The 20433-nt window shown below is 74.2% G+C and carries 15 protein-coding genes; 8 read left to right on the top strand and 7 right to left on the bottom strand.

Translation table 11 applies throughout. The features are described 5' to 3' along the window. Positions 1-2270, top strand: a 2270-nt coding sequence (locus LG632_RS22455; RefSeq protein ID WP_226729228.1) for an SMC hinge domain-related protein, incomplete at its 5' end; no start/stop codon positions are given. A gap of 192 nt (positions 2271-2462) precedes the next feature. Continuing rightward, positions 2463-3890, top strand: coding sequence for a sugar porter family MFS transporter (locus tag LG632_RS22450; protein ID WP_226729227.1), 1428 nt, complete (start codon positions 2463-2465; stop codon positions 3888-3890). Between the two features lie 46 nt (positions 3891-3936). On the opposite strand, the gene LG632_RS22445 is transcribed toward LG632_RS22450, so the two are convergent. Beyond that, positions 3937-4923 (bottom strand): LLM class flavin-dependent oxidoreductase, encoded by a 987-nt coding sequence (locus LG632_RS22445; protein WP_226729226.1) that lies wholly within the window; start codon positions 4921-4923, stop codon positions 3937-3939. A gap of 58 nt (positions 4924-4981) precedes the next feature. Beyond that, positions 4982-6448 carry a cytosine permease gene (locus tag LG632_RS22440; protein ID WP_226729225.1) on the bottom strand — a complete coding sequence of 489 codons (1467 nt, stop codon included), beginning with the start codon at positions 6446-6448 and terminating at the stop codon, positions 4982-4984. Positions 6449-6619: 171 nt separating this feature from the next. Here LG632_RS22440 and ftsY point away from each other — a divergent pair, with 171 nt between their 5' ends. Beyond that, a complete protein-coding gene (gene ftsY, locus LG632_RS22435) occupies positions 6620-7834 on the top strand; it encodes a signal recognition particle-docking protein FtsY (RefSeq protein WP_226729224.1) in 1215 nt (404 codons plus the stop codon). Positions 7835-7930: 96 nt separating this feature from the next. On the opposite strand, the gene LG632_RS22430 is transcribed toward ftsY, so the two are convergent. Continuing rightward, positions 7931-8608: a bifunctional DNA primase/polymerase gene (locus tag LG632_RS22430; RefSeq protein WP_226729223.1), complete on the bottom strand. Its 678-nt coding sequence runs from the start codon at positions 8606-8608 to the stop codon at positions 7931-7933. A gap of 336 nt (positions 8609-8944) precedes the next feature. On the opposite strand from LG632_RS22430, the gene nsdA reads away from it, so the two are divergent. The 5 genes from nsdA to ffh all read left to right on the top strand — a co-directional run bounded on the left by nsdA (position 8945) and on the right by ffh (position 16572). Next, positions 8945-10468 carry a transcriptional repressor NsdA gene (gene nsdA / locus LG632_RS22425; RefSeq protein WP_374203543.1) on the top strand — a complete coding sequence of 508 codons (1524 nt, stop codon included), beginning with the start codon at positions 8945-8947 and terminating at the stop codon, positions 10466-10468. Positions 10469-10745: 277 nt separating this feature from the next. Beyond that, entirely contained in the window at positions 10746-12092 is a 1347-nt protein-coding gene (locus LG632_RS22420; RefSeq protein ID WP_226729221.1) for an ammonium transporter, read from the top strand. Further along, positions 12089-12427 (top strand): P-II family nitrogen regulator, encoded by a 339-nt coding sequence (locus LG632_RS22415; RefSeq protein WP_226729220.1) that lies wholly within the window; start codon positions 12089-12091, stop codon positions 12425-12427. Before LG632_RS22420 ends, LG632_RS22415 begins: the two co-directional genes overlap by 4 nt. 17 nt (positions 12428-12444) lie before the next feature. After that, the gene (locus LG632_RS22410; RefSeq protein WP_226729219.1) at positions 12445-14889 is read left to right on the top strand and encodes a [protein-PII] uridylyltransferase; all 2445 of its coding nucleotides are present in this window, start codon (positions 12445-12447) and stop codon (positions 14887-14889) included. Between the two features lie 114 nt (positions 14890-15003). Then, positions 15004-16572, top strand: a complete 1569-nt coding sequence (gene ffh, locus LG632_RS22405; RefSeq protein WP_226729218.1) for a signal recognition particle protein — start codon at positions 15004-15006, stop codon at positions 16570-16572. Between the two features lie 13 nt (positions 16573-16585). On the opposite strand, the gene LG632_RS22400 is transcribed toward ffh, so the two are convergent. From LG632_RS22400 to LG632_RS22385, 4 genes are all read right to left on the bottom strand, one after another. Further along, the gene (locus tag LG632_RS22400; protein WP_226729217.1) at positions 16586-17749 is read right to left on the bottom strand and encodes an alanine racemase; all 1164 of its coding nucleotides are present in this window, start codon (positions 17747-17749) and stop codon (positions 16586-16588) included. 6 nt (positions 17750-17755) lie between these two features. Beyond that, positions 17756-18865: an aminotransferase class V-fold PLP-dependent enzyme gene (locus tag LG632_RS22395; protein ID WP_226729216.1), complete on the bottom strand. Its 1110-nt coding sequence runs from the start codon at positions 18863-18865 to the stop codon at positions 17756-17758. After that, positions 18862-19803 (bottom strand): phosphotriesterase family protein, encoded by a 942-nt coding sequence (locus LG632_RS22390; RefSeq protein WP_226729215.1) that lies wholly within the window; start codon positions 19801-19803, stop codon positions 18862-18864. The genes LG632_RS22395 and LG632_RS22390 overlap by 4 nt, the downstream gene beginning before the upstream one ends. Continuing rightward, a partial coding sequence (locus tag LG632_RS22385) for a YhfT family protein (RefSeq protein ID WP_308108926.1) occupies positions 19800-20433 on the bottom strand: 634 nt, incomplete at its 5' end. The genes LG632_RS22385 and LG632_RS22390, both read right to left, overlap by 4 nt.

Below are 20433 nucleotides of genomic sequence, written 5' to 3'. Positions count from 1 at the left end.
CGGGGCTGCGGCGCAAGGACGGGACCGGGGCGGTGCTGGCCGCCGCCGAGCGCCTGTCCGGCATCCTCGGCCCGGCCGCCGAGCGGCTGACCGTCACCCCCGGCTACGAGGTCCCGCTGGCCGCGGCCCTCGGCGCCGCCGCCGACGCCTTGGCCGTCAGCACCCCCGCCGCGGCCACGTCCGCCATCCGCCACCTGCGCACCACCGACGCCGGCCGTGCCGCCTTCCTCATCACGGGCGATCCCGCCCCGCCCCCGCCGCCGCTCCCGGGGCAGGGCCAGGCCCCGGAGCCACCGGCCCGTACCCCGGCTGCTCCGGCGGTGCCGGGCCAGACGTCGCAGGCGCCGGCCCCCGCCTCGCCGACCTCCGGCCCCGCACCGGCAGCCCCCGGGCCCCTGCCCGGCCCCGGCCCCGGCCCGGCCCCCGCGGGGGCGCCGGCAGCGGCTGCGGGGGGTGTGGCCGTGCGGGGGGCGGTGACCGCGGTGGAGTTGGTGCGGGCCGAGGGCGGGGTGCTGGCCGCGCTGCGCCGGGTGCTGCGGGACTTCGTCGTCGTGGGGACGCTGGAGGAGGCCGAGGCGGTGGTGGCCGAGCGGAGCGACCTCGTGGCGGTGACCGCCGACGGGGACGTCCTCGGGGCGCGGTTCGCGCACGGCGGCTCCGCCGGGGCGCCCAGCCTGCTGGAGGTGCAGGCCGCCGTGGACGAGGCCGCCCGGGAGCTGGCCGAGCTCGACCTGCGGTGCGCCGAGCTGGGCGACGTACGCACCGCCGCCGAGGCCCGGCGGCGCGCCTGCGTCACCCAGGTGGAGGAACTGGCCGAACGGCTCCGCGCGGGCGAGAAGGCCCGGGCCGGGGTCGCCCAGCAGCTCGGCCGCCTCGCCGGCCAGGCCAAGGGCGCCGCCGGCGAGGCGGAACGCTCCGCCGCCGCGGCGGCCAAGGCGCAGGAGGCCCTGGACCAGGCGCTGGCCGAGGTCGAGGAGTGCGCCGAGCGCCTCGCGGCCGCCGAGGAGCTGCCGGTCGAGGAGGAGCCGGACGGCTCCGTCCGCGACCGCCTGGCCGCCGACGGCGCCAACGCCCGGCAGACCGAGATGGAGGCCCGACTCCAGCTGCGCACCCACGAGGAGCGCGTCAAGGGCCTGGCCGGCCGCGCCGACGCCCTCGACCGCGGCGCCCGCGCCGAACGCGAGGCCCGCGCCCGGGCCGAACGCCGCCGCGCCCGGCTGCGCCACGAGGCCGAGGTCGCCGGGGCCGTGGCCGCCGGTGCCCGGCAGCTGCTGGCGCACATCGAGGTCTCGGTGCGCCGCGCCGAGGAGGAGAAGGCCGCCGCGGAGGCGGCCAAGGGCCGCCGTGAGCTGGCCCTCGGCCAGGCCCGCACCCGCGCCCGGGACCTCAAGGGCGAGCTGGACAAGCTGACCGACTCGGTCCACCGCGGCGAGGTCCTCGGCGCGGAGAAGCGCCTGCGCATCGAGGCCCTGGAGACCCGCGCCCTGGAGGAGCTCGGCATCGAACCGGCCGGCCTGGTCGCCGAGTACGGCCCCGACCAGCCGGTCCCGCCGTCCCCGCCCGCCGAGGGCGAGGAACTGCCCGAGGACCCCGACCATCCCCGCAACCGCCCGGGCCCGTTCGTCCGCGCGCAGCAGGAGAAGCGGCTGAAGGCCGCCGAACGCGCCTACCAGCAGCTCGGCAAGGTGAATCCGCTGGCCCTGGAGGAGTTCGCGGCCCTGGAGGAACGGCACAAGTTCCTCAGCGAGCAGTTGGAGGACCTCCGCAGGACCCGGGCCGACCTCCTTCAGGTCGTGAAGGAGGTCGACCAGCGCGTCGAGCAGGTGTTCACCGAGGCGTACCGGGACACGGCCCGTGAGTTCGAAGGGGTGTTCTCCCGGCTGTTCCCCGGCGGCGAGGGCCGGCTGGTCCTGACCGATCCCGACAACATGCTCACCACCGGCGTGGACGTCGAGGCCCGCCCGCCGGGCAAGAAGGTCAAGCGGCTGTCCCTGCTCTCCGGCGGCGAGCGCTCGCTGACGGCCGTGGCCCTGCTGGTCTCCATCTTCAAGGCCCGGCCGAGCCCCTTCTACGTGATGGACGAGGTCGAGGCCGCGCTGGACGACACCAACCTGCAGCGGCTGATCCGGATCATGCAGGAGCTCCAGGAGGCCTCGCAGCTGATCGTCATCACCCACCAGAAGCGCACGATGGAGGTCGCCGACGCCCTGTACGGCGTCTCCATGCAGGGCGACGGCGTCTCCAAGGTCGTCGGTCAGCGCCTCCGATGAGGCCGAGGCGGGACCCTTGCGAGCTGCTCTCTTCAAGAAGTGAAGGAAATAAGTCACTCGATAAGTTCCAGCCACCTCTTGACTTCAGGAAATGAACACATAGGCTCGCTCCGCTGTCCCCCGGCCTCGGGTGGTGCCCGATCATGACCTGTGCGCCACTGGGAGGACGGACGAACCCCCACGGAGCAGACCTTGACCAGCACAGCGAAGTCGTCGCCCAGCGGCGGACCCGCATCCCACCCCGACCACCTCGGTCACGTCGTCTTCATCACCGCGGCCGCGGCCATGGGCGGCTTCCTCTTCGGCTACGACAGTTCCGTCATCAACGGCGCCGTCGTCGCCATCCGGGAACGCTTCGACATCGGCTCCGAGGCCCTCGCCCAGGTGATCGCCGCCGCCCTGATCGGCTGCGCCCTCGGCGCCGCCACGGCCGGCCGGATCGCCGACCGCATCGGCCGCATCCGCTGCATGCAGATCGCCTCCGTGCTCTTCGTCGCCAGTGCCCTCGGCTCCGCGATGCCGTTCGCCCTGTGGGACCTGGCCGTGTGGCGCGTCGTCGGCGGGTTCGCGATCGGCATGGCCTCCGTCATCGGCCCCGCCTACATCGCCGAGGTCTCCCCGGCCGCCTACCGCGGCCGGCTCGCCTCCTTCCAGCAGGCCGCGATCGTCGTGGGCATCGCCGTCTCCCAGCTGGTCAACTGGGGCATCCTGAACCTCGCCGACGGCGAGCAGCGCGGCGTCGTCGGCGGCCTGGAGGCCTGGCAGTGGATGCTCGGCGTGATGGTGGTCCCGGCCGCCCTCTACGGCCTGCTGTCCTTCGTGATCCCCGAGTCCCCGCGCTTCCTGATCTCCGTCGGCCGCCACGAGCAGGCCCGTACCGTGCTCTCCGAGGTCGAGGGCTCCGGGGTGGACCTGGACGCCCGGGTCGCCGAGATCGAGCTCGCCATGCACTCCGAGCACAAGTCCACCTTCAAGGACCTGCTCGGCGGCCGGTTCGGCCTGCTGCCCATCGTCTGGGTCGGCATCGGCCTGTCGGTCTTCCAGCAGCTCGTCGGCATCAACGTGATCTTCTACTACAGCTCCTCGCTGTGGCAGTCCGTCGGCATCGACCCGAGCAGCTCGTTCCTGTACTCCTTCACCACCTCGATCATCAACATCATCGGCACCGTGATCGCGATGATCTTCGTGGACCGGATCGGCCGCAAGCCGCTGGCGCTCATCGGTTCCGTCGGCATGGCGATCTCGCTGGGCCTGGCCGCCTGGGCGTTCTCGTACAAGACCGGCACCGGCGACGACATCACCATGCCCGACACCCAGGGCACCGTCGCCCTGCTCGCCGCCCACGCCTTCGTGCTCTTCTTCGCCCTCTCGTGGGGCGTGGTCGTCTGGGTGCTGCTGGGCGAGATGTTCCCCAACCGCATCCGGGCCGCGGCCCTCGGCGTCGCCGCCGCGGCCCAGTGGGTCGCCAACTGGCTGATCACGGTCAGCTTCCCGAGCCTGTCCGACTGGAACCTGTCGGGCGCCTACGTGATCTACACCGTCTTCGCCGTGCTCTCGATCCCGTTCATCCTCAAGTGGGTGCCGGAGACCAAGGGCAAGGCGCTGGAGGAGATGGGGTAATCCTCCCCCGCCTCACCCCTCTCCTCGAAGCAGGTGCTGCCCCGGTTCACCGACCGAGCCGGGGCAGCACCTGTTCGCACAGCAGGCGCAGGCTGCGCCAGCCCTCCTCCACCGGCATCCCGCCGCACAGCGGGTGCAGCACGAGGTTGCCCGCCTCGCCCGCGCCGCGCGCGTACGCCACCGCCTCCTGCGGGGTGAGCACCCGGTACACGCCCTCCGCGCGCAGCTCCGCCACCGTCCGCGCGCCCGACCGCACGGCCGAGCGGATGTCCTTGGACTGCCAGGACGCGTACGTCGCCGCCTCGTGCAGGAAGCACTCCCCGTGCTCGGCCCACACCCGGTCCGGGTCCTGCGCGATGTGCAGCAGCGGCGTCTCGGCCGCCGGCATCATGCAGAAGCCCTCCGTCCCGTGCTCCGCGAGCTGCTCCTCGTAGTACGCCTGGAGCTCCGGCAGGTGCGCGCTCGGGAAGAACGGCAGCCCCAGCCGGGCCGCCCGGCGGGCCGCCGCCCGGGAGCTGCCGCCCACCAGCAGCAGCGGATGCGGCCGGGTGAACGGCACCGGCGTCACCCGGACGGTCCGCCCGCGGAACGCGAACGGCTCCCCGGTCCAGGCCTTCAGCAGCGTCTCCAGCAGCTCGTCCTGGAGCCGGCCGCGCCGCCCCCACTCGACGCCGTGCTGCTCGTACTCCTCGGGGCGGTAGCCGATGCCCGCGACCGTCACCAGCCGGCCGCCGCCCAGCAGGTCCAGCACCGCGATGTCCTCGGCCATCCGCAACGGGTCGTACAGCGGGCCGATGACGGCCGAGACGGTGACGGCGATGCGCCGGGTCGCGCCCAGGACGGCTCCGGCGAAGACGAACGGCGAGGGCAGCCAGTTGTTGTCCGTGCCGTGGTGCTCCTCGGTCTGGACGGTGTCGATGCCGTGCTGGTCGGCGTACACCGCCATCTCCAGCGCGGCCCGGTGGCGGGCGGCGAGGGTCTCGGGGGTGCCGTGCGGGTCGACGAGGTTGAACCGGGCCACGGTGATGGGCATGGAGAAGTCCCCCTCCGCCGGGTGTGGGTGGCGGAGGGGGACCTTAGCTGACGCGGCGTCAGTTGGACAGGGATCCGGCGGGCTCGCGCCCGTCCGCCGACCCGGCGGCCTCCGGCGCGCCGCCCCCGGCCGGCGCCGCGGCCGCCGCCCGCGGCAGGACGGCGTACAGCACGGCCGAGGTCACGATGCCGGCCGCCCAGCCCAGCCCGTTGCGGCCGATCCAGGTCGAGGCCAGCGGGCCGGCGAACCAGTCCACCTTGGTGAACAGCAGCCCCACCACCAGCGCCAGGCCCCACGCGGTCATCGCCTGCCAGGCGTACCCGCCCCGGTACCAGTACGCGCTGGTGCGGCCGGTGTCCAGCAGGGCCCGGCCGTCGTACGCCGTGCGGCGCAGCATGTCCACGCCGAACACGCCGATCCACGCGGAGAAGGCCACCGCCAGCAGCGTCAGGAAGGAGATGAACGACCCGAAGAAGCTGGTGGCCACCACCATCAGCAGGAACCCGAAGACGAGGCTGATCGCGGCGTTCACACTGACGGCCCAGGCGCGCGGCACCCGGATGCCCAGCGTCTGCGCGGTGAACCCGGCCGAGTACATCGACATCGAGTTGATCAGCAGCATGCCGACGAGCGCGATCAGCAGGTACGGCACCGCCAGCCAGGTCGGCAGCAGCTCGCCGATGAAGGACACCGGGTCCTGAGCCGAGGCCAGGTCGGGGGTGCCGACCGCCATCACCGCGCCCATCAGCACCAGCGGGATCACCACGACCGCGGCCCCGCCGACCGTGGCGCCCACCATGCCCCGGGCCGAGGCGGTCCGCGGCAGGTAGCGCGTGAAGTCGGGGCCGGACGGCACCCAGCTGATGCCGCCGGCGGCGATGGTGCCGATACCGGCGATCATCATCGCGGTGGAACCGGCCGGCTTGCCGAAGACCGCCGACCAGTCGGTGGTCACCACCAGATAGCCGAGCACCAGCACGCTGAACGCGCCGAACAGGTACGTCGACCAGGTCGAGCAGACCCGCAGGGCGTTGATGCCCAGGCCCGAGACGACGAAGGTGCAGCCGACGAAGAGCAGCAGCGTCACCACGATCAGCGCGGTGTTGCTCCTGACGCCGAACAGCAGGTCCAGCACGGTCAGGACCGCGTAGGCGCCGCTGACCGCGTTGATGGTCTCCCAGCCCCACCGGGCGATCCAGATCAGCGTGCCGGGGAAGAGGTTGCCCCGCTGCCCGAAGACGGCGCGCGACAGCGCCATGCCCGGGGCGCCGCCGCGCTTGCCGGCGATCGAGATCAGGCCGACGAGCCCGTACGAGAGCACGGGCGCGGCGACGGCCACCACGAGCACCTGCCACAGGTTGAGCTTGTTGAAGATCACCAGCCCGGCGCCCATGGTGAGCAGCAGCACGCTGATGTTGGCGGCCACCCAGGTCGGGACCAGCTCCCGGACGCGGCCGGTGCGCTCGTCGTCGGGGACGGGCTCCAGGCCGCGGGTCTCTATCGCGCCGTCGGGCTCGGCAGGCATGGGTACTCCGTGGTGCGGGGAATGAGGGGAGTTGCCCATCATCGTAGATGTGCCGAGAAAGACACAAACAGGGTCGAAGGGCCCGGTGGATCACCCGTCGGCGCCGGGGCCCGACCCCTCGACCAGCAGATACGAGGCACGGACCGCGAGGTCGCGCATACTGGCTGGGTTATGGAATTCCTCATCCTTGCTGTAGTCATCGCCCTGGTCGCGGTCGGTGCCATCAGCGGTCTCGTGGTCAGCAGCCGCAAGAAGAAGCAGCTGCCGCCCGCGCCGCCGAGCACGCCGACCATCACTGCCCCGCCCGCCGAACCGCAGGTGGGGGAGGACGCCGCTCCGACGGTCGAAGAACCGCGCCGGACCATCGAGGAGGTCGTGCTCCCGGAGGCGGAGGCCGCGGCCCCCGAGGCCCCCGTCGTGGTGGAACCGGAGGCTCCGGCCGCCCCCGAGATCGAGGTGCCCGCGCCCACCGCGGGCCGCCTGGTCCGGCTGCGCGCCCGCCTCGCCCGCTCGCAGAACTCGCTCGGCAAGGGTCTGCTCACGCTGCTCTCCCGCGAGCACCTCGACGAGGACACCTGGGAGGAGATCGAGGAGACCCTCCTGACCGCCGACGTCGGCGTCAAGCCGACCCAGGAGCTTGTCGACCGGCTGCGCGAGCGCGTCAAGGTGCTCGGCACCCGCACCCCCGAGGAACTGCGCGGCCTGCTGCGCGAGGAGCTTCTGGCCCTCGTCGGCACGGACTACGAGCGGGCCGTCAAGACGGAGTCCGGCACCGACACCCCCGGTGTGGTGATGGTCGTCGGCGTCAACGGCACCGGCAAGACCACCACCACGGGCAAGCTCGCCCGCGTCCTGGTGGCCGACGGCCGCAGCGTGGTCCTGGGCGCCGCCGACACCTTCCGCGCCGCCGCCGCCGACCAGCTCCAGACCTGGGGCGAGCGGGTCGGCGCGCGCACCGTGCGCGGCCCCGAGGGCGGCGACCCCGCCTCCATCGCGTTCGACGCGGTCAAGGAGGGCATCGCCGAGGGCGCGGACGTCGTCCTCATCGACACCGCCGGCCGCCTGCACACCAAGACCGGCCTGATGGACGAGCTCGGCAAGGTCAAGCGCGTCGTGGAGAAGCACGGCCCGCTGGACGAGATCCTGCTCGTCCTCGACGCCACGACCGGGCAGAACGGTCTGATGCAGGCCCGCGTCTTCGCCGAGGTCGTGGACATCACCGGCATCGTGCTCACCAAGCTCGACGGCACCGCCAAGGGCGGCATCGTGATCGCGGTCCAGCGCGAGCTGGGCGTCCCGGTCAAGCTGGTCGGCCTCGGCGAGGGCCCGGACGACCTCGCCCCCTTCGAGCCGGCGGCGTTCGTCGACGCCCTGATCGGCGACTGACCGGCCACCGACCGGCACCCGTACGACGAGGGGCCCGGGGTTCGCACCGAACCCCGGGCCCCTCGCCGTACGCCGGCGCCCGGCCGGAGGGGACGCCTAGCGGTCGAAGCGGTGGCAGATGTAGGCCAGCGTGCCCAGCAGCAGCCGGGCCTGCGGCGGGCGGGCCGAGTCCAGCGCCGGCGGCCGCAGCCAGCTGACCGGGCCCAGGCCCGCCAGGTCCGACGGCGGCGCGGTCAGGAACGAGCCCGCGCCCCGGGCGTGCAGGTCCAGGTCGGCGTCGTCCCAGCCCATCCGGTACAGCAGCTGCGGCAGCTGCGCCGCCGCGCCCGGGGCCACGAAGAACTGGGCCCGGCCGTCGGGGGTCGCGATCACCGGGCCCAGCGGCAGGCCCATCCGCTCCAGCCGGACCAGCGCCCGCCGGCCCGCCTCCGCGGAGACCTCGATGACGTCGAAGGACCGGCCCACCGGCAGCAGCACGGCGGCTCCCGGGAACTGCGACCAGGCCGCCGTCACCTCGTCCAGCGTGGCGCCCGCGGGCACCGTCGCCTCGAAGGCCAGCGGATGCGCGCCCGGCGCCGCGCACTGCGCGTCCCCGCAGGAGCACTCCCGGGCCGGCGCGGCGGCCCGGGCGCCGGGCACCACGTCCCAGCCCCACAGGCCGGTGTACTCCGCCACCGCCGTGCACTCCGACATCCGGTTGCCGCGCCGCCGGGCGGCGGAACGGAACTCCTTGGTGCTCCGGCCGCCGATGCTGCCGCCGATCGTGAAGCCCATGCCCATGCCCCCTCCAACGGGTCGGACGCGCCGGTGGTTACGAGGCGGAATCCGGACCGGAATCCGCCCCGGAACCGGTGGGTCCGCCCGGCGCACTCCTCGCCGCGCACTCCCCGCCGTACACCGGTCCGCCAACTGCTGGCCGTCCTGTGTCAAGTGAATCGCGGTTGCCCGGTGGCGCGTTCATCCGAAGGGGTGGCGAATGGTGGCGATTCCGGAAACGGCCTCGCCGAAGGGGTGATCGTAGGATTACTTTCAGTTGCACGAAACCCGATAGCTTCCGCATCCGTGGGTATGCCGGAGGCAAAGGAAGTGTTCCGGGATGGGGGCGTTCCAGTGAGCGGCAACGGCGCAAGCGGACCGGACATGGAATCCGCCGACACCGCCGTGCGGGGCGACGGCCCGGACGGTCCGCGACCGAACGAGCAGCTCACCTCGTGGTTCGTGCGCAGCGGCTGGTCCAAGGGCGAACTCGCGCGCCAGGTGAACCGGCGGGCCCGGCAGATGGGCGCGCACCACATCAGCACCGACACCTCCCGGGTGCGCCGCTGGCTGGACGGCGAGCAGCCGCGCGAGCCGGTGCCGCGGATCCTGTCCGAGCTGTTCTCCGAACGCTTCGGCGCCGTCGTCGCCATCGAGCAGCTCGGCCTGCGCACCGCCCACCAGACCCCCTCGGTCTCCGGCGTGGACCTGCCCTGGGCGGGCCCGCAGACCGTGGCCCTGCTCAGCGAGTTCTCACGCAGCGACCTGATGCTCGCCCGCCGCGGGTTCCTCGGGACCTCGCTCGCGCTGTCCGCCGGCCCCGCCCTCATCGAGCCGATGCAGCGCTGGCTCGTGCCGGTGCCGGCCGCCGACCCCGGACCGCGTGACGGCAGCGGGCCGGCGGCCGCCGCCGGGCGCCCGCCGCGGCTGTCCGAACCGGAGCTGGACCTGCTGGAGGCCACCACGGTCATGTTCCGCCAGTGGGACGCCCAGTGCGGCGGCGGACTGCGCCGCAAGGCCGTCGTCGGACAGCTCCACGAGGTCACCGACCTGCTCCAGGAGAACCACCCGGCCCCCGTCATGAAGCGGCTGTTCAAGGTCGCCGCCGAACTCGCCGAGCTGGCCGGCTGGATGAGCTACGACATCGGCCTGCACCCCACCGCGCAGAAGTACTTCGTCCTCGCCCTGCACGCCGCGAAGGAGGCCGGGGACAAGCCGCTCGGCTCGTACATCCTCTCCAACATGAGCCGCCAGATGATCCACCTCGGCCGCCCCGAGGACGCCCTGGAGCTCATCCACCTCGCCCAGTACGGCAGCCGCGACTGCGCCGGCCCCCGCACCCAGGCCATGCTGTATGCGATGGAGGCCCGCGCCTACGCCAACATGGGCCAGCCCAGCCGCTGCAAGCGGGCCGTCCGGATGGCCGAGGACACCTTCGCCGACGTCGGCTTCGACGCCGATCCGGAGCCGGACTGGATCCGGTTCTTCTCCGAGGCCGAGCTCAACGGCGAGAACTCCCACTCCTACCGCGACCTCGCCTACGTCGCCGGCCGCAGCCCCACCTACGCCTCCCTCGCCGAGCCGGTCATGGAGCGCGCCGTCGAGCTGTTCGAGAAGGACCAGGAGCACCAGCGCAGCTACGCGCTCAACCTCGTCGGCATGGCCACCGTCCACCTGCTCCAGCGCGAGCCCGAACAGGCGACGGTCCTCATCGACCGCGCCCTCGACGTGGCGCAAAAGGTCCGGTCCGAACGGGTGAACACCCGGCTCCGCAAGACCGTCGACGCCGCCGCGCGTGAGTACGGCGACGTCGCCGAGGTGGTCCGGCTCACCGACCACCTCGCCGCCCGCCTCCCCGAGTCCGCGGAGGCCGTCTAGGACCCCGGCCGCGGCAGCCGCCCCGTGAAGCCCGATCAGGCTCCCCCATGCCAGGTCTCCCGGGCGCTGCCGCGGCCGGCCGTACCGCCCGCCGGTCCGTTCACCGGCACGTAACAGCCACGACCTCTTCGTCACCGTCGCGAAACATCGAGCGGCACCGCCGGAAACCGGCCTCGGGAAATCTCATGGCCCATAACCGGCCAGCCCCAGGGCCAGTCGCCGCTCAAGGTCCCACACGGTCGCCCGCACGCGAACGTACGACGACGAGGAGACGCCGATGGCATCAGCCATCACGACCCTTGCCGCAGACGCCCCGGAGCTGTCTGCCGCGAACACCGGGTTCATGCTCATCTGCTCCGCCCTGGTCATGCTGATGACCCCGGGACTCGCCTTCTTCTACGGGGGCATGGTCCGCGTCAAGAGCAGCCTCAACATGCTCATGATGAGCTTCATCAGCCTCGGGATCGTCACGATCCTGTGGGTCCTCTACGGCTTCAGCCTCGCCTTCGGCACCGACTCCGGCTCCCTGATCGGCTGGTCCTCCGACTACGTCGGCCTCAGCGGGATCGGCCTGACCGAGCTGTGGGACGGCTACACCATCCCCGTCTACGTCTTCGCCGTCTTCCAGCTGATGTTCGCGATCATCACCCCGGCCCTGATCAGCGGCGCCCTCGCGGACCGCGTCAAGTTCACCGCCTGGGCCCTGTTCGTCGCGCTGTGGGCCACGCTCGTGTACTTCCCCGTCGCCCACTGGGTCTGGGGCGCCGGCGGCTGGCTCTTCGAGATGGGCGTCATCGACTTCGCCGGCGGCACCGCGGTCCACATCAACGCCGGCGCCGCCGCCCTCGGCGTGATCCTCGTCATCGGCAAGCGCGTCGGCTTCAAGAAGGACCCGATGCGCCCGCACAGCCTCCCGCTGGTCATGCTCGGCGCCGGTCTGCTCTGGTTCGGCTGGTTCGGCTTCAACGCCGGCTCCTGGCTCGGCAACGACGACGGCATCGGCGCCGTGATGTTCGTCAACACCCAGGTCGCCACCGCCGCCGCCATGCTCGCCTGGCTCGCCTACGAGAAGCTGCGCCACGGCTCCTTCACCACCCTCGGCGCCGCCTCCGGCGCGGTCGCCGGCCTCGTCGCCATCACCCCCTCCGGCGGCTCCTGCTCGCCGCTCGGCGCGATCGCCATCGGCGCCGTCGCGGGCCTGGCCTGCGCCATGGCGGTGGGGCTGAAGTACAAGTTCGGCTACGACGACTCCCTCGACGTGGTCGGCGTCCACCTCGTCGGCGGCATCCTCGGCTCCCTCCTCGTCGGCCTCTTCGCCACCGGCGGCGTCCAGTCCGAGGCCAAGGGCCTCTTCTACGGCGGCGGCCTGGAGCAGCTCGGCAAGCAGGCGATCGGGGTCTTCTCGGTCCTGGCCTACTCTCTGGTGGCGTCGGCGCTGCTCGCCTTCGTCCTGGACAGGACCATCGGCATGCGGGTCTCCGAGGACGACGAGGTCTCCGGCATCGACCAGGTCGAGCACGCCGAGACCGCCTACGACTTCAGCGGCGCCGGCGGCGGAGCCTCCCCGCGCGGCACCGCCGTACTCGCCCCCGTCGCCGCTGCCAGCAAGAAGGTGGACGCATGAAGCTCATCACCGCGATCGTCAAGCCGCACCGCCTGGACGAGATCAAGGAGGCGCTGCAGACCTTCGGGGTCCAGGGCCTGACGGTCTCCGAGGCCAGCGGCTACGGCCGCCAGCGCGGGCACACCGAGGTCTACCGGGGCGCCGAGTACACCGTGGACCTGGTGCCCAAGATCCGCATCGAGGTCGTCGTCGAGGACGACGCGGCCGAGGACGTCATGGACGTCGTCGTCTCCGCCGCCCGCACCGGCAAGATCGGTGACGGCAAGGTGTGGAGCGTCCCCGTGGACTCGGTCGTCCGGGTCCGCACCGGCGAGCGCGGCGCGGACGCGCTCTAGGCGGACGGGAGCCCTGGGTGACGAGCGTCGAGCACACGAGGCCGGGTCCGTCCGACCGGACGGACCCGGCCGACCCGGGGACCGGCGGATACGCCGCAGCCCGGCTGCGGCTCCTCCAGCAGGAGCCGCGGTCCGGGCCCGACCGGCGTTCCGGACTGGCCCGCCTGACCGACGACTGGCTGACCGCGCTGTTCGCCGCGGCCGCGGCCCAGGCCGGGGTGCGCGGCGCCGCCCTGGTCGCCGTCGGCGGCTACGGGCGCGCCGAACTCTCCCCGCGCAGCGATCTGGACCTGCTGCTCCTGCACGACGGCAAGGCCGACCCCAAGGCGCTCGCCGCCCTCGCCGACCGCCTGTGGTACCCGGTGTGGGACCTCGGGCTGTCCCTCGACCACTCCGTACGCACCCCCGCCGAGGCCCGCCGCACCGCCGCCGAGGACCTCAAGGTCCACCTGGGGCTGCTCGACGCCCGGCCGGTCGCCGGCGACCTCGGGCTCCTCGCGGGCCTGCGCACCTCCGTCCTCGCCGACTGGCGCAACCAGGCCGCCGCCCGCCTGCCCGAACTGCACGCCATGTGCAGGGAGCGGGCCGAGCGCTGCGGGGAACTGCGCTTCCTGCTGGAACCCGACCTCAAGGAGGCCCGCGGCGGCCTGCGCGACGTCACCGCCCTGCGGGCCGTGGCCGCCTCGTGGGTGGCCGACGCCCCGCGCGCCGGCCTGGACCGGGCCCGCCGCCGGCTCCTCGACGCCCGGGACGCCCTCCATCTGGTCACCGGCCGCGCCTCGGACCGGCTGAGCCTGCAGGAGCACGACGCCGTCGCCGCCCAGCTGGGCCTTGACGGCGCGGACGCCCTGCTGCGGGAGGTGTACGAGGCCGCGGGCGTGGTCGCGTACGCCGGTGACGTCACCTGGCGCGAGGTCGGCCGGGTGCTGCGGGCCCGCGCCGCCCGGCCCCGGCTGCGCGGTCTGCTGGGCGGCCGCGGCGCGCCGGCGGTGGAGCGGGCCCCGCTCGCCGAGGGCGTCGTGGAACAGGACGGCGAGGCGGTGCTGGCGCTGGCCGCCCGCCCCGACCGGGACCCCGCGCTGCCGCTGCGGCTGGCCGCGGCCGCCGCCCAGGCCGGGCTGCCGGTCTCCCCGCACGCCGTACGCCGGCTCGCCGCGCAGGGCCGGGGGCTGCCCGTGCCGTGGCCGGCCGAGGCGCGCGAGCAACTGCTGACCCTGCTGGGGGCGGGCGAGCCCACCGTGGACGTGTGGGAGGCGCTGGAGGCGGAGGGCCTGATCAGCCGGCTGCTGCCGGAGTGGGAGCGGGTGCGCTGCCGCCCCCAGCGCAACCCCGTCCACACCTGGACGGTGGACCGGCACCTGGTGGAGACCGCGGTACGCGCGTCCGCGCTGACCCGCCGGGTGAGCCGGCCCGACCTGCTGCTGATGGCCGCCCTGCTGCACGACATCGGCAAGGGCCTGCCCGGCGACCACGCCGAGGCCGGCGAGGGCGTCGCCCGCGGCATCGCCGTACGGCTGGGGTTCGAGGCGGCCGACGTCGCCGTCCTCGCCACCCTGGTCCGCCACCACCTGCTGCTGATCGAGACCGCCACCCGGCGCGACCTCGACGACCCGGCCACCGTGCGGGCGGTGGCCGACGCGGTGGGCTCGCCGGTCACCCTGGAGCTGCTGCACGCGCTGACCGAGGCGGACGCCCGGGCCACCGGGCCGGCGGCCTGGTCCGCGTGGCGCGGCTCGCTGGTCGCGGACCTCGTCGCCCGGGTGGCGGCCGTACTGGGCGGTGCGGCCGTCGCGTCGGCGGCGCCGCCCGGTCCGGGGACCGAGGAGGAGCGCATGGCGGTGGAGGCCCTGCGCACCGGTGAGCCGGTGCTCGGCCTGCACGCGCGGCACGAGGAGGACGCCGTCGGCGTCGAGCTGGTCGTGGCCGTCCCCGACCAGCCCGGGGTGCTGCCCGCCGCGGCCGGCGTCCTGGCCCTGCACCGGCTCACCGTCCGCGCGGCGGACCTGCGCTCGCTGGAGCTGCCCGACCGGCTGGGCGAGGTCCTCGTGCTGCGCTGGCGGGTGGCGGCCGCGTACGGCTCCCTGCCGCAGGCCGCCCGGCTGCGCGCGGACCTGGTCCGGGCGCTGGACGGCTCCTTGGACGTCCCGGCGAAGCTCGCCGACCGCGAGGCGGCGTACCCGCGCCGGCGCGGGGTGGTGCCCCCGCCGCCCCGGGTGACCGTGGTGCCCGACGTCTCCTCGCTGGCCACGGTCCTGGAGGTCCGCGCCCCCGACGCGGTGGGGCTGCTGCACCGCATCGGGCGGGCCCTGGAGGACGCGGGCGTGCGGGTGCGCAGCGCCCACGTCTCCACGCTCGGCGCCAATGCCGTCGACTCCCTCTACGTCACCACCGTCGAGGGCAAACCCCTGGCCCCGCACGAGGCCACCGGCCTGGCCGCGGCGGTGGAGTCGGCGCTGCGCTGAGCCGCCCGTGGGCCCCGTCCGGGGGGCGGGACCCACGGCCGGGACCTACCGGTGTGCGGGGCCGGATACTCTGGAGGGCGACCACCGCCCCCGACCTGAGGAATCGCGACCATCGTGTTCGATACGCTTTCCGACCGCCTCGCCTCGACGTTCAAGAGCCTCCGCGGCAAGGGCCGCCTGTCCGAGCAGGACATCGACGCGGCCGCTCGGGAGATCCGTATCGCCCTCCTCGAGGCCGACGTCGCCCTCCCGGTCGTCCGCGCGTTCATCAAGAACGTCAAGGAACGGGCGATGGGGGCCGAGGTCTCCAAGGCGCTGAACCCCTCGCAGCAGGTCCTCAAGATCGTCAACGACGAGCTGGTCGGGATCCTCGGTGGCGAGACCCGCCGGCTGCGCTTCGCCAAGACCCCGCCGACCGTGATCATGCTGGCGGGTCTGCAGGGTGCCGGTAAGACCACCCTCGCCGGAAAGCTCGGCCTGTGGCTCAAGGGCCAGGGACACACCCCGCTGCTCGTCGCGTGCGACCTCCAGCGCCCCAACGCGGTCAACCAGCTGAGCATCGTCGCCGAGCGCGCCGGTGTCGGCTTCTACGGCCCCCAGCCGGGCAACGGCGTCGGCGACCCGGTCCAGGTCGCCAAGGACTCCATCGAGTACGCCCGCACCAAGATGCACGACATCGTGATCGTGGACACCGCCGGCCGCCTCGGTATCGACACCGAACTGATGCAGCAGGCCGCGGACATCCGGGACGCGGTCAGCCCCGACGAGGTCCTCTTCGTCGTCGACGCCATGATCGGCCAGGACGCGGTCAACACCGCCGAGGCCTTCCGCGACGGCGTCGGCTTCGACGGTGTCGTGCTCTCCAAGCTCGACGGCGACGCCCGCGGTGGTGCCGCGCTCTCCATCGCGCACGTCACCGGCAAGCAGATCATGTTCGCCTCGAACGGCGAGAAGCTGGAGGACTTCGACGCCTTCCACCCGGACCGCATGGCGGGCCGGATCCTCGACATGGGTGACATGCTCACCCTCATCGAGCAGGCCGAGAAGACCTTCTCGCAGGCCGAGGCCGAGAAGATGGCGGCCAAGCTCGCCAAGGGCCCCAAGGAGTTCACGCTCGACGACTTCCTGGCCCAGATGGAGCAGGTCCGCAAGATGGGCTCCATCTCCAAGCTGCTCGGCATGCTGCCCGGCATGGGGCAGATCAAGGAGCAGATCAACAACATCGACGAGCGGGACGTCGACCGTACGGCCGCCATCATCAAGTCGATGACCCCGGCCGAGCGCCAGGACCCGACGATCATCAACGGCTCCCGCCGCGCCCGTATCGCCAAGGGCTCCGGTGTCGAGGTCAGCGCCGTGAAGAACCTGGTCGAGCGGTTCTTCGAAGCCCGCAAGATGATGTCCCGCATGGCCCAGGGCGGGGGCATGCCGGGCATGCCCGGCATCCCGGGCATGGGCGGTGGCCCCGGCCGTCAGAAGAAGCAGATCAAGCAGGCCAAGGGCAAGCGCAAGAGCGGCAACCCGATGAAGCGCAAGGCGGAGGAGGCGGCCGCGGCCGCCCGCCGCGAGCAGGCGCAGCAGGGCGTCGAGCCGGGCGCGGCCGGCAGCCCGTTCGGGCTGCCCGCGGGCCAGGGCAGCCAGGAGTTCGAGCTGCCCGACGAGTTCAAGAAGTTCATGAAGTAGTGCCGGCCGCGGCTCACACGCCGCGGCCCAGGGCGTCGTAGAGGCCCAGCAGCCGGGGCGCGCCGGCCGCGACGCCCGACACCACCGCGACCCGGCTGCGGGTGACGAAGACCTGGGTGCGGAAGGCCAGCACGGCGGTGTCCCCGGCCCGGACCCGGGTCCGCGCGGGCGGGGCGGCCAGCAGCCGGTAGTAGTCGATGTACTGCGCCGGGGCCCGTTCCACCGCGAGCAGGGTCCCGGTGCGCGCCAGCAGCGCCCGCCGGACCCCGGCGCGCGGGTAGAAGCCGCCGCCGTGGAGGGCGGGCCGGCCGTCGGCGAGGGTGTGCGCGACCTCGGTGACGTACACCGAGGCGGGCCGTTCGGGCTGCGGCGGGCCGGTGGCGTGCAGCGGGGTGGTGCCGGTCAGGGCGTGCCCGGGCTCGCCGTGGGTCGCCCCGTGGGCGGCGAGCAGCGGCAGCACCGCCAGCGAGGTGGCGCCGGGCGCGCTCAGCAGCAGCGGGCCGTGGCCGCGGGCGCGCAGCGCCGCGCGGGCCCCGGCGGCCCGGGCCAGGTTCGCGGTGGCGGCCGGCGTCCCGGTCGCGTCGTCGCAGGTCACGCACGGGAAGGCGGTGACGCCCGCGATCCGTACCCCCGGCAGCCGCTCCACGAGCGCGGCGAACTCCTCCAGCCGCTCGGGCGGCACCCCGCCTTCCTGCCCCGGATAGCCGGTCCCGGCGGCCGGCTCGATCCGCACCAGCACGTCCTGGACGCGTCCCAGGGCGACGGCGGCCGCCGAGACGTGCCGGGCGTTGTCGGCGTCGAAGACGGTCACCGCGTCGGGCCGGCGGGCCAGCAGCGCGGGCAGTTGCCGGCGCGGGACCTGCACCAGGTGCCCGAGGTGGGCGCAGCGGCCCCCGGCGGCGTGCACGGCCTCGGCCTCGCGGGCGTCGATCGCGGCGAAGTCCGGCAGGTGCCGGGCCACGGCCCGGATCAGCGCGGGGTTGCGGCCGAACTGCTTGGTGACACACCACAGCGCGAGCCCCAGCCGGCCGGCCCCGGCGGCCAGCAGCCGCGCGTTCTCCTCGACGGTGTCCAGGTCCAGCACGTACGTGTCCGGCGGTACGGCGCCCGACCGGTGCAGGGCCGCGGCGGCGTCCACCAGCGCCGGGTTGCGGGCGAGCACGGTGTCGAGGAACACGGCCGGTCAGCCCAGCTCGGCCAGGGACCGGCGGAGGATCCCCAGGACCAGGTCGGCGCCGGCCCGCATGGGGTTGATCCGCACCGTCCGGTCGGCGAGCCCGGGGGAGTCGGCCAGGCAGGAGGCGGAGAGCCGGTGGAAGAGCGGGGCGATCTCGTACCGGGAGGCCGAACCCACCGGGTACGACGCGGCCCCGAACCGCGCGGCCACCGCCGGCAGCTCCCGGGCGACGGGCCGCTCCAGCCGGACGAGCACACACCGGTCCTGGACGTTGGCCAGGCGCACCTCGGCGACCCCGGGGACCTCCCCGGCGGTGAGCCGGGCGGCGACCTCCGCGCCGACCCGGGACTGCAGGGCCCACATCACCGGGACGTGGGTGAGGGAGCGCAGGGCGTCCAGGGCCTGCTGGCCCTGGACCTGGCCGCCGCCGGAGTAGTTGTCGGCGCGGACCCGCGCCACCAGGTCGCGGGCGCCGGCGACCACGCCGACGCCCTCCGGGCCGTGCAGCTTGAACAGGGAGAAGCAGCAGGCGTCGGCGCCGCGTTCCACCCCGCAGGCCGGGACCCGCAGCACGGCGTAGTTGTCGTCGACGAGCGTGCGCACCCCGGCCCGCCGGCAGGCGGCCAGCACCTCGCCGAGGTCGTAGGAGTCCCCGAGGCGCTGGCGGGTGTGCTGCACGTAGGCGAACCGGAACCGCCCGCCGGCCAGCGCCCGTTCCAGGGCGCCGGGGTCGTTGAAGTCGGCCTCGACGCACCGCAGCCCGAGGGCGCGGAAGGTGACGGCCGTGGTGGGGTACACCGGCGCCCGGTGGACCAGCAGCGGCTCGCCGGGGGAGACGGCGGCACCGAGGGCCGCCCGGATCGCCCCGGTGCCGGCGCCCTGCACCAGGGCGGCGTCCTCGGCGCCGAGGAACGCGGAGAGCACGGCCTCGACCCGGGCGGTGGTGCGCGAGCGCCCCAGGCCCGGCACGCAGCCCGCGTCGGCCTCGAAGAGCTGGGGGCCCTCGAAGTGCGCGGCCGTGCACTCCAGCAGGCGGAACTGGCGGGCGACGGCGTCGTCGAGAGCGACCGTCGGCAGCGGGAACGTCTGCGGCAGGGCCTGCGGGTCGCCCGTCATGCCTCGGCCTCCGTGCCGGTGAGGAAGCGCAGCGGGTTGCGCCGAGTCATCAGGTCGATCAGCGGCTCGTCGACGCCGGCCGCCCGGACCTGGTCGAGGAAGCCGCGCAGCAGGTGGCCGTAGCCGGGCCCGCCGGCCGCCTGGAGGTACGCCCGCCGGGAGACGTCCCCGCTCAGCAGCACCCGGTGGGCGTGGCCGGCCTCCAGCAGGGCCAGCAGCAGCCGCAGCCGGTCCGCGTCGGGCCGGTAGCGGGCCTTGCCGATGGTGTCGAAGGCCACGTAGGCGCCCTCGGCGGCGAGCGCGCGGTGGGCGGCGGGGTCGTCCAGCAGGTCCTGGTGGCCCAGGCAGACCCGGTACGGGGGCAGCCCCGCGCCGGTCAGCAGGTCGAGCTGGGCCCGGCCGCCCTGGCCGCGGCGGGCGTGGGTGACCACCGACAGTCCGGTGGCGAGGGCCGCCCCGGCGGCGGCCCGCAGCACGCGGGCCTCGGCCTCGGTGGGTTGCGCGCCGCCGGTGCCGATCTCGCCGATGACACCGGGGCGGATCCCGGTGCCGTCGGCGCCCTCGGTGATCTCCCGCACGAGCGTGCCGGTGAGCTGCTCGACGCCGGCGCCGGCCACCTCGGGCGGGTGGAAGCCCTGGTGGTACCACCCGGTGGCGGCGACCACCGGGACCCCGCTGGCCCGGGAGATCCGGGCGAGCGCGGCGATGTCGCGGCCCATGCCCCGGCAGGTCAGCTCGATCACCAGGGCCAGGGAGAACTCCTCGCGCAGCGAGGTCAACTCCCGTACGACGGCGGGGGCGTCCCGGTCGGTGTCCAGGACGGCCGCGCGGTCGTCGGGGCGGCTCAGGTCCAGGACCAGGTGCTCGTGGGCGAGGACCGGGCCCCGGCGCGCGAGCCAGGGGGCGAGGGGGCCGAGGACCGTGTGCACGGCGGTCATGAGGCGGCCGCCGTGGCGGGGGTGAACAGACCCAGCCAGTACAGGCCGTTGAGGAGGAGACCGCCGGCGACCACGGCGGCGGGCGCGGCGGCGGTGCGCACCACCGGTCGGCCCATGGCCTCGTTGAGCAGGTACAGCCCGCCGCAGACGAGGATGCCCAGGCCCCCGCCCATCGCGTTCGCCGCCATCAGCGATCCGAACAGCACGGCCAGTCCCAGCGCGTCGCCGATGGCGGCCCGCAGGTGCTCGGAGCAGTCGCGCACGCTGGGCAGCCGGCCCAGCGCCCGGCCGACGGCGGACAGGGCCAGCACCTCGGCGGCGAACAGCAGGGCTCCGGCGACGGCCGCGAGGTACGGGTTCGGCGCCAGGTAGCCGACCGGGTAGACGAGGGTGAAGCCGGCGACGCCGTACGCGCCGGAGGCGAGCGCGGTGGTCGCGATCAGCGGGACGAAACCGAAGGTGCGGTAGAAGTCGACCTGGGCGGCCTCGGCGTAGTGGCCCTTGGCGATGAGGAAGCTGGTGGCCTCGCCGCCGCCGAACGCCTTCGTCTGGGCCAGTACGCACACCCCCGCGCCGAGCAGCATGAACAGCGGCAGCCGGCGGCGCAGCCGGGCGGCGCCCGCGCCGAAC

Source organism: Streptomyces antimicrobicus, from assembly GCF_020532625.1.
GTDB classification, from domain to species: Bacteria; Actinomycetota; Actinomycetes; order Streptomycetales; family Streptomycetaceae; genus Streptomyces; species Streptomyces antimicrobicus.
This window is presented reverse-complemented; position numbering and strand designations above follow the sequence as displayed.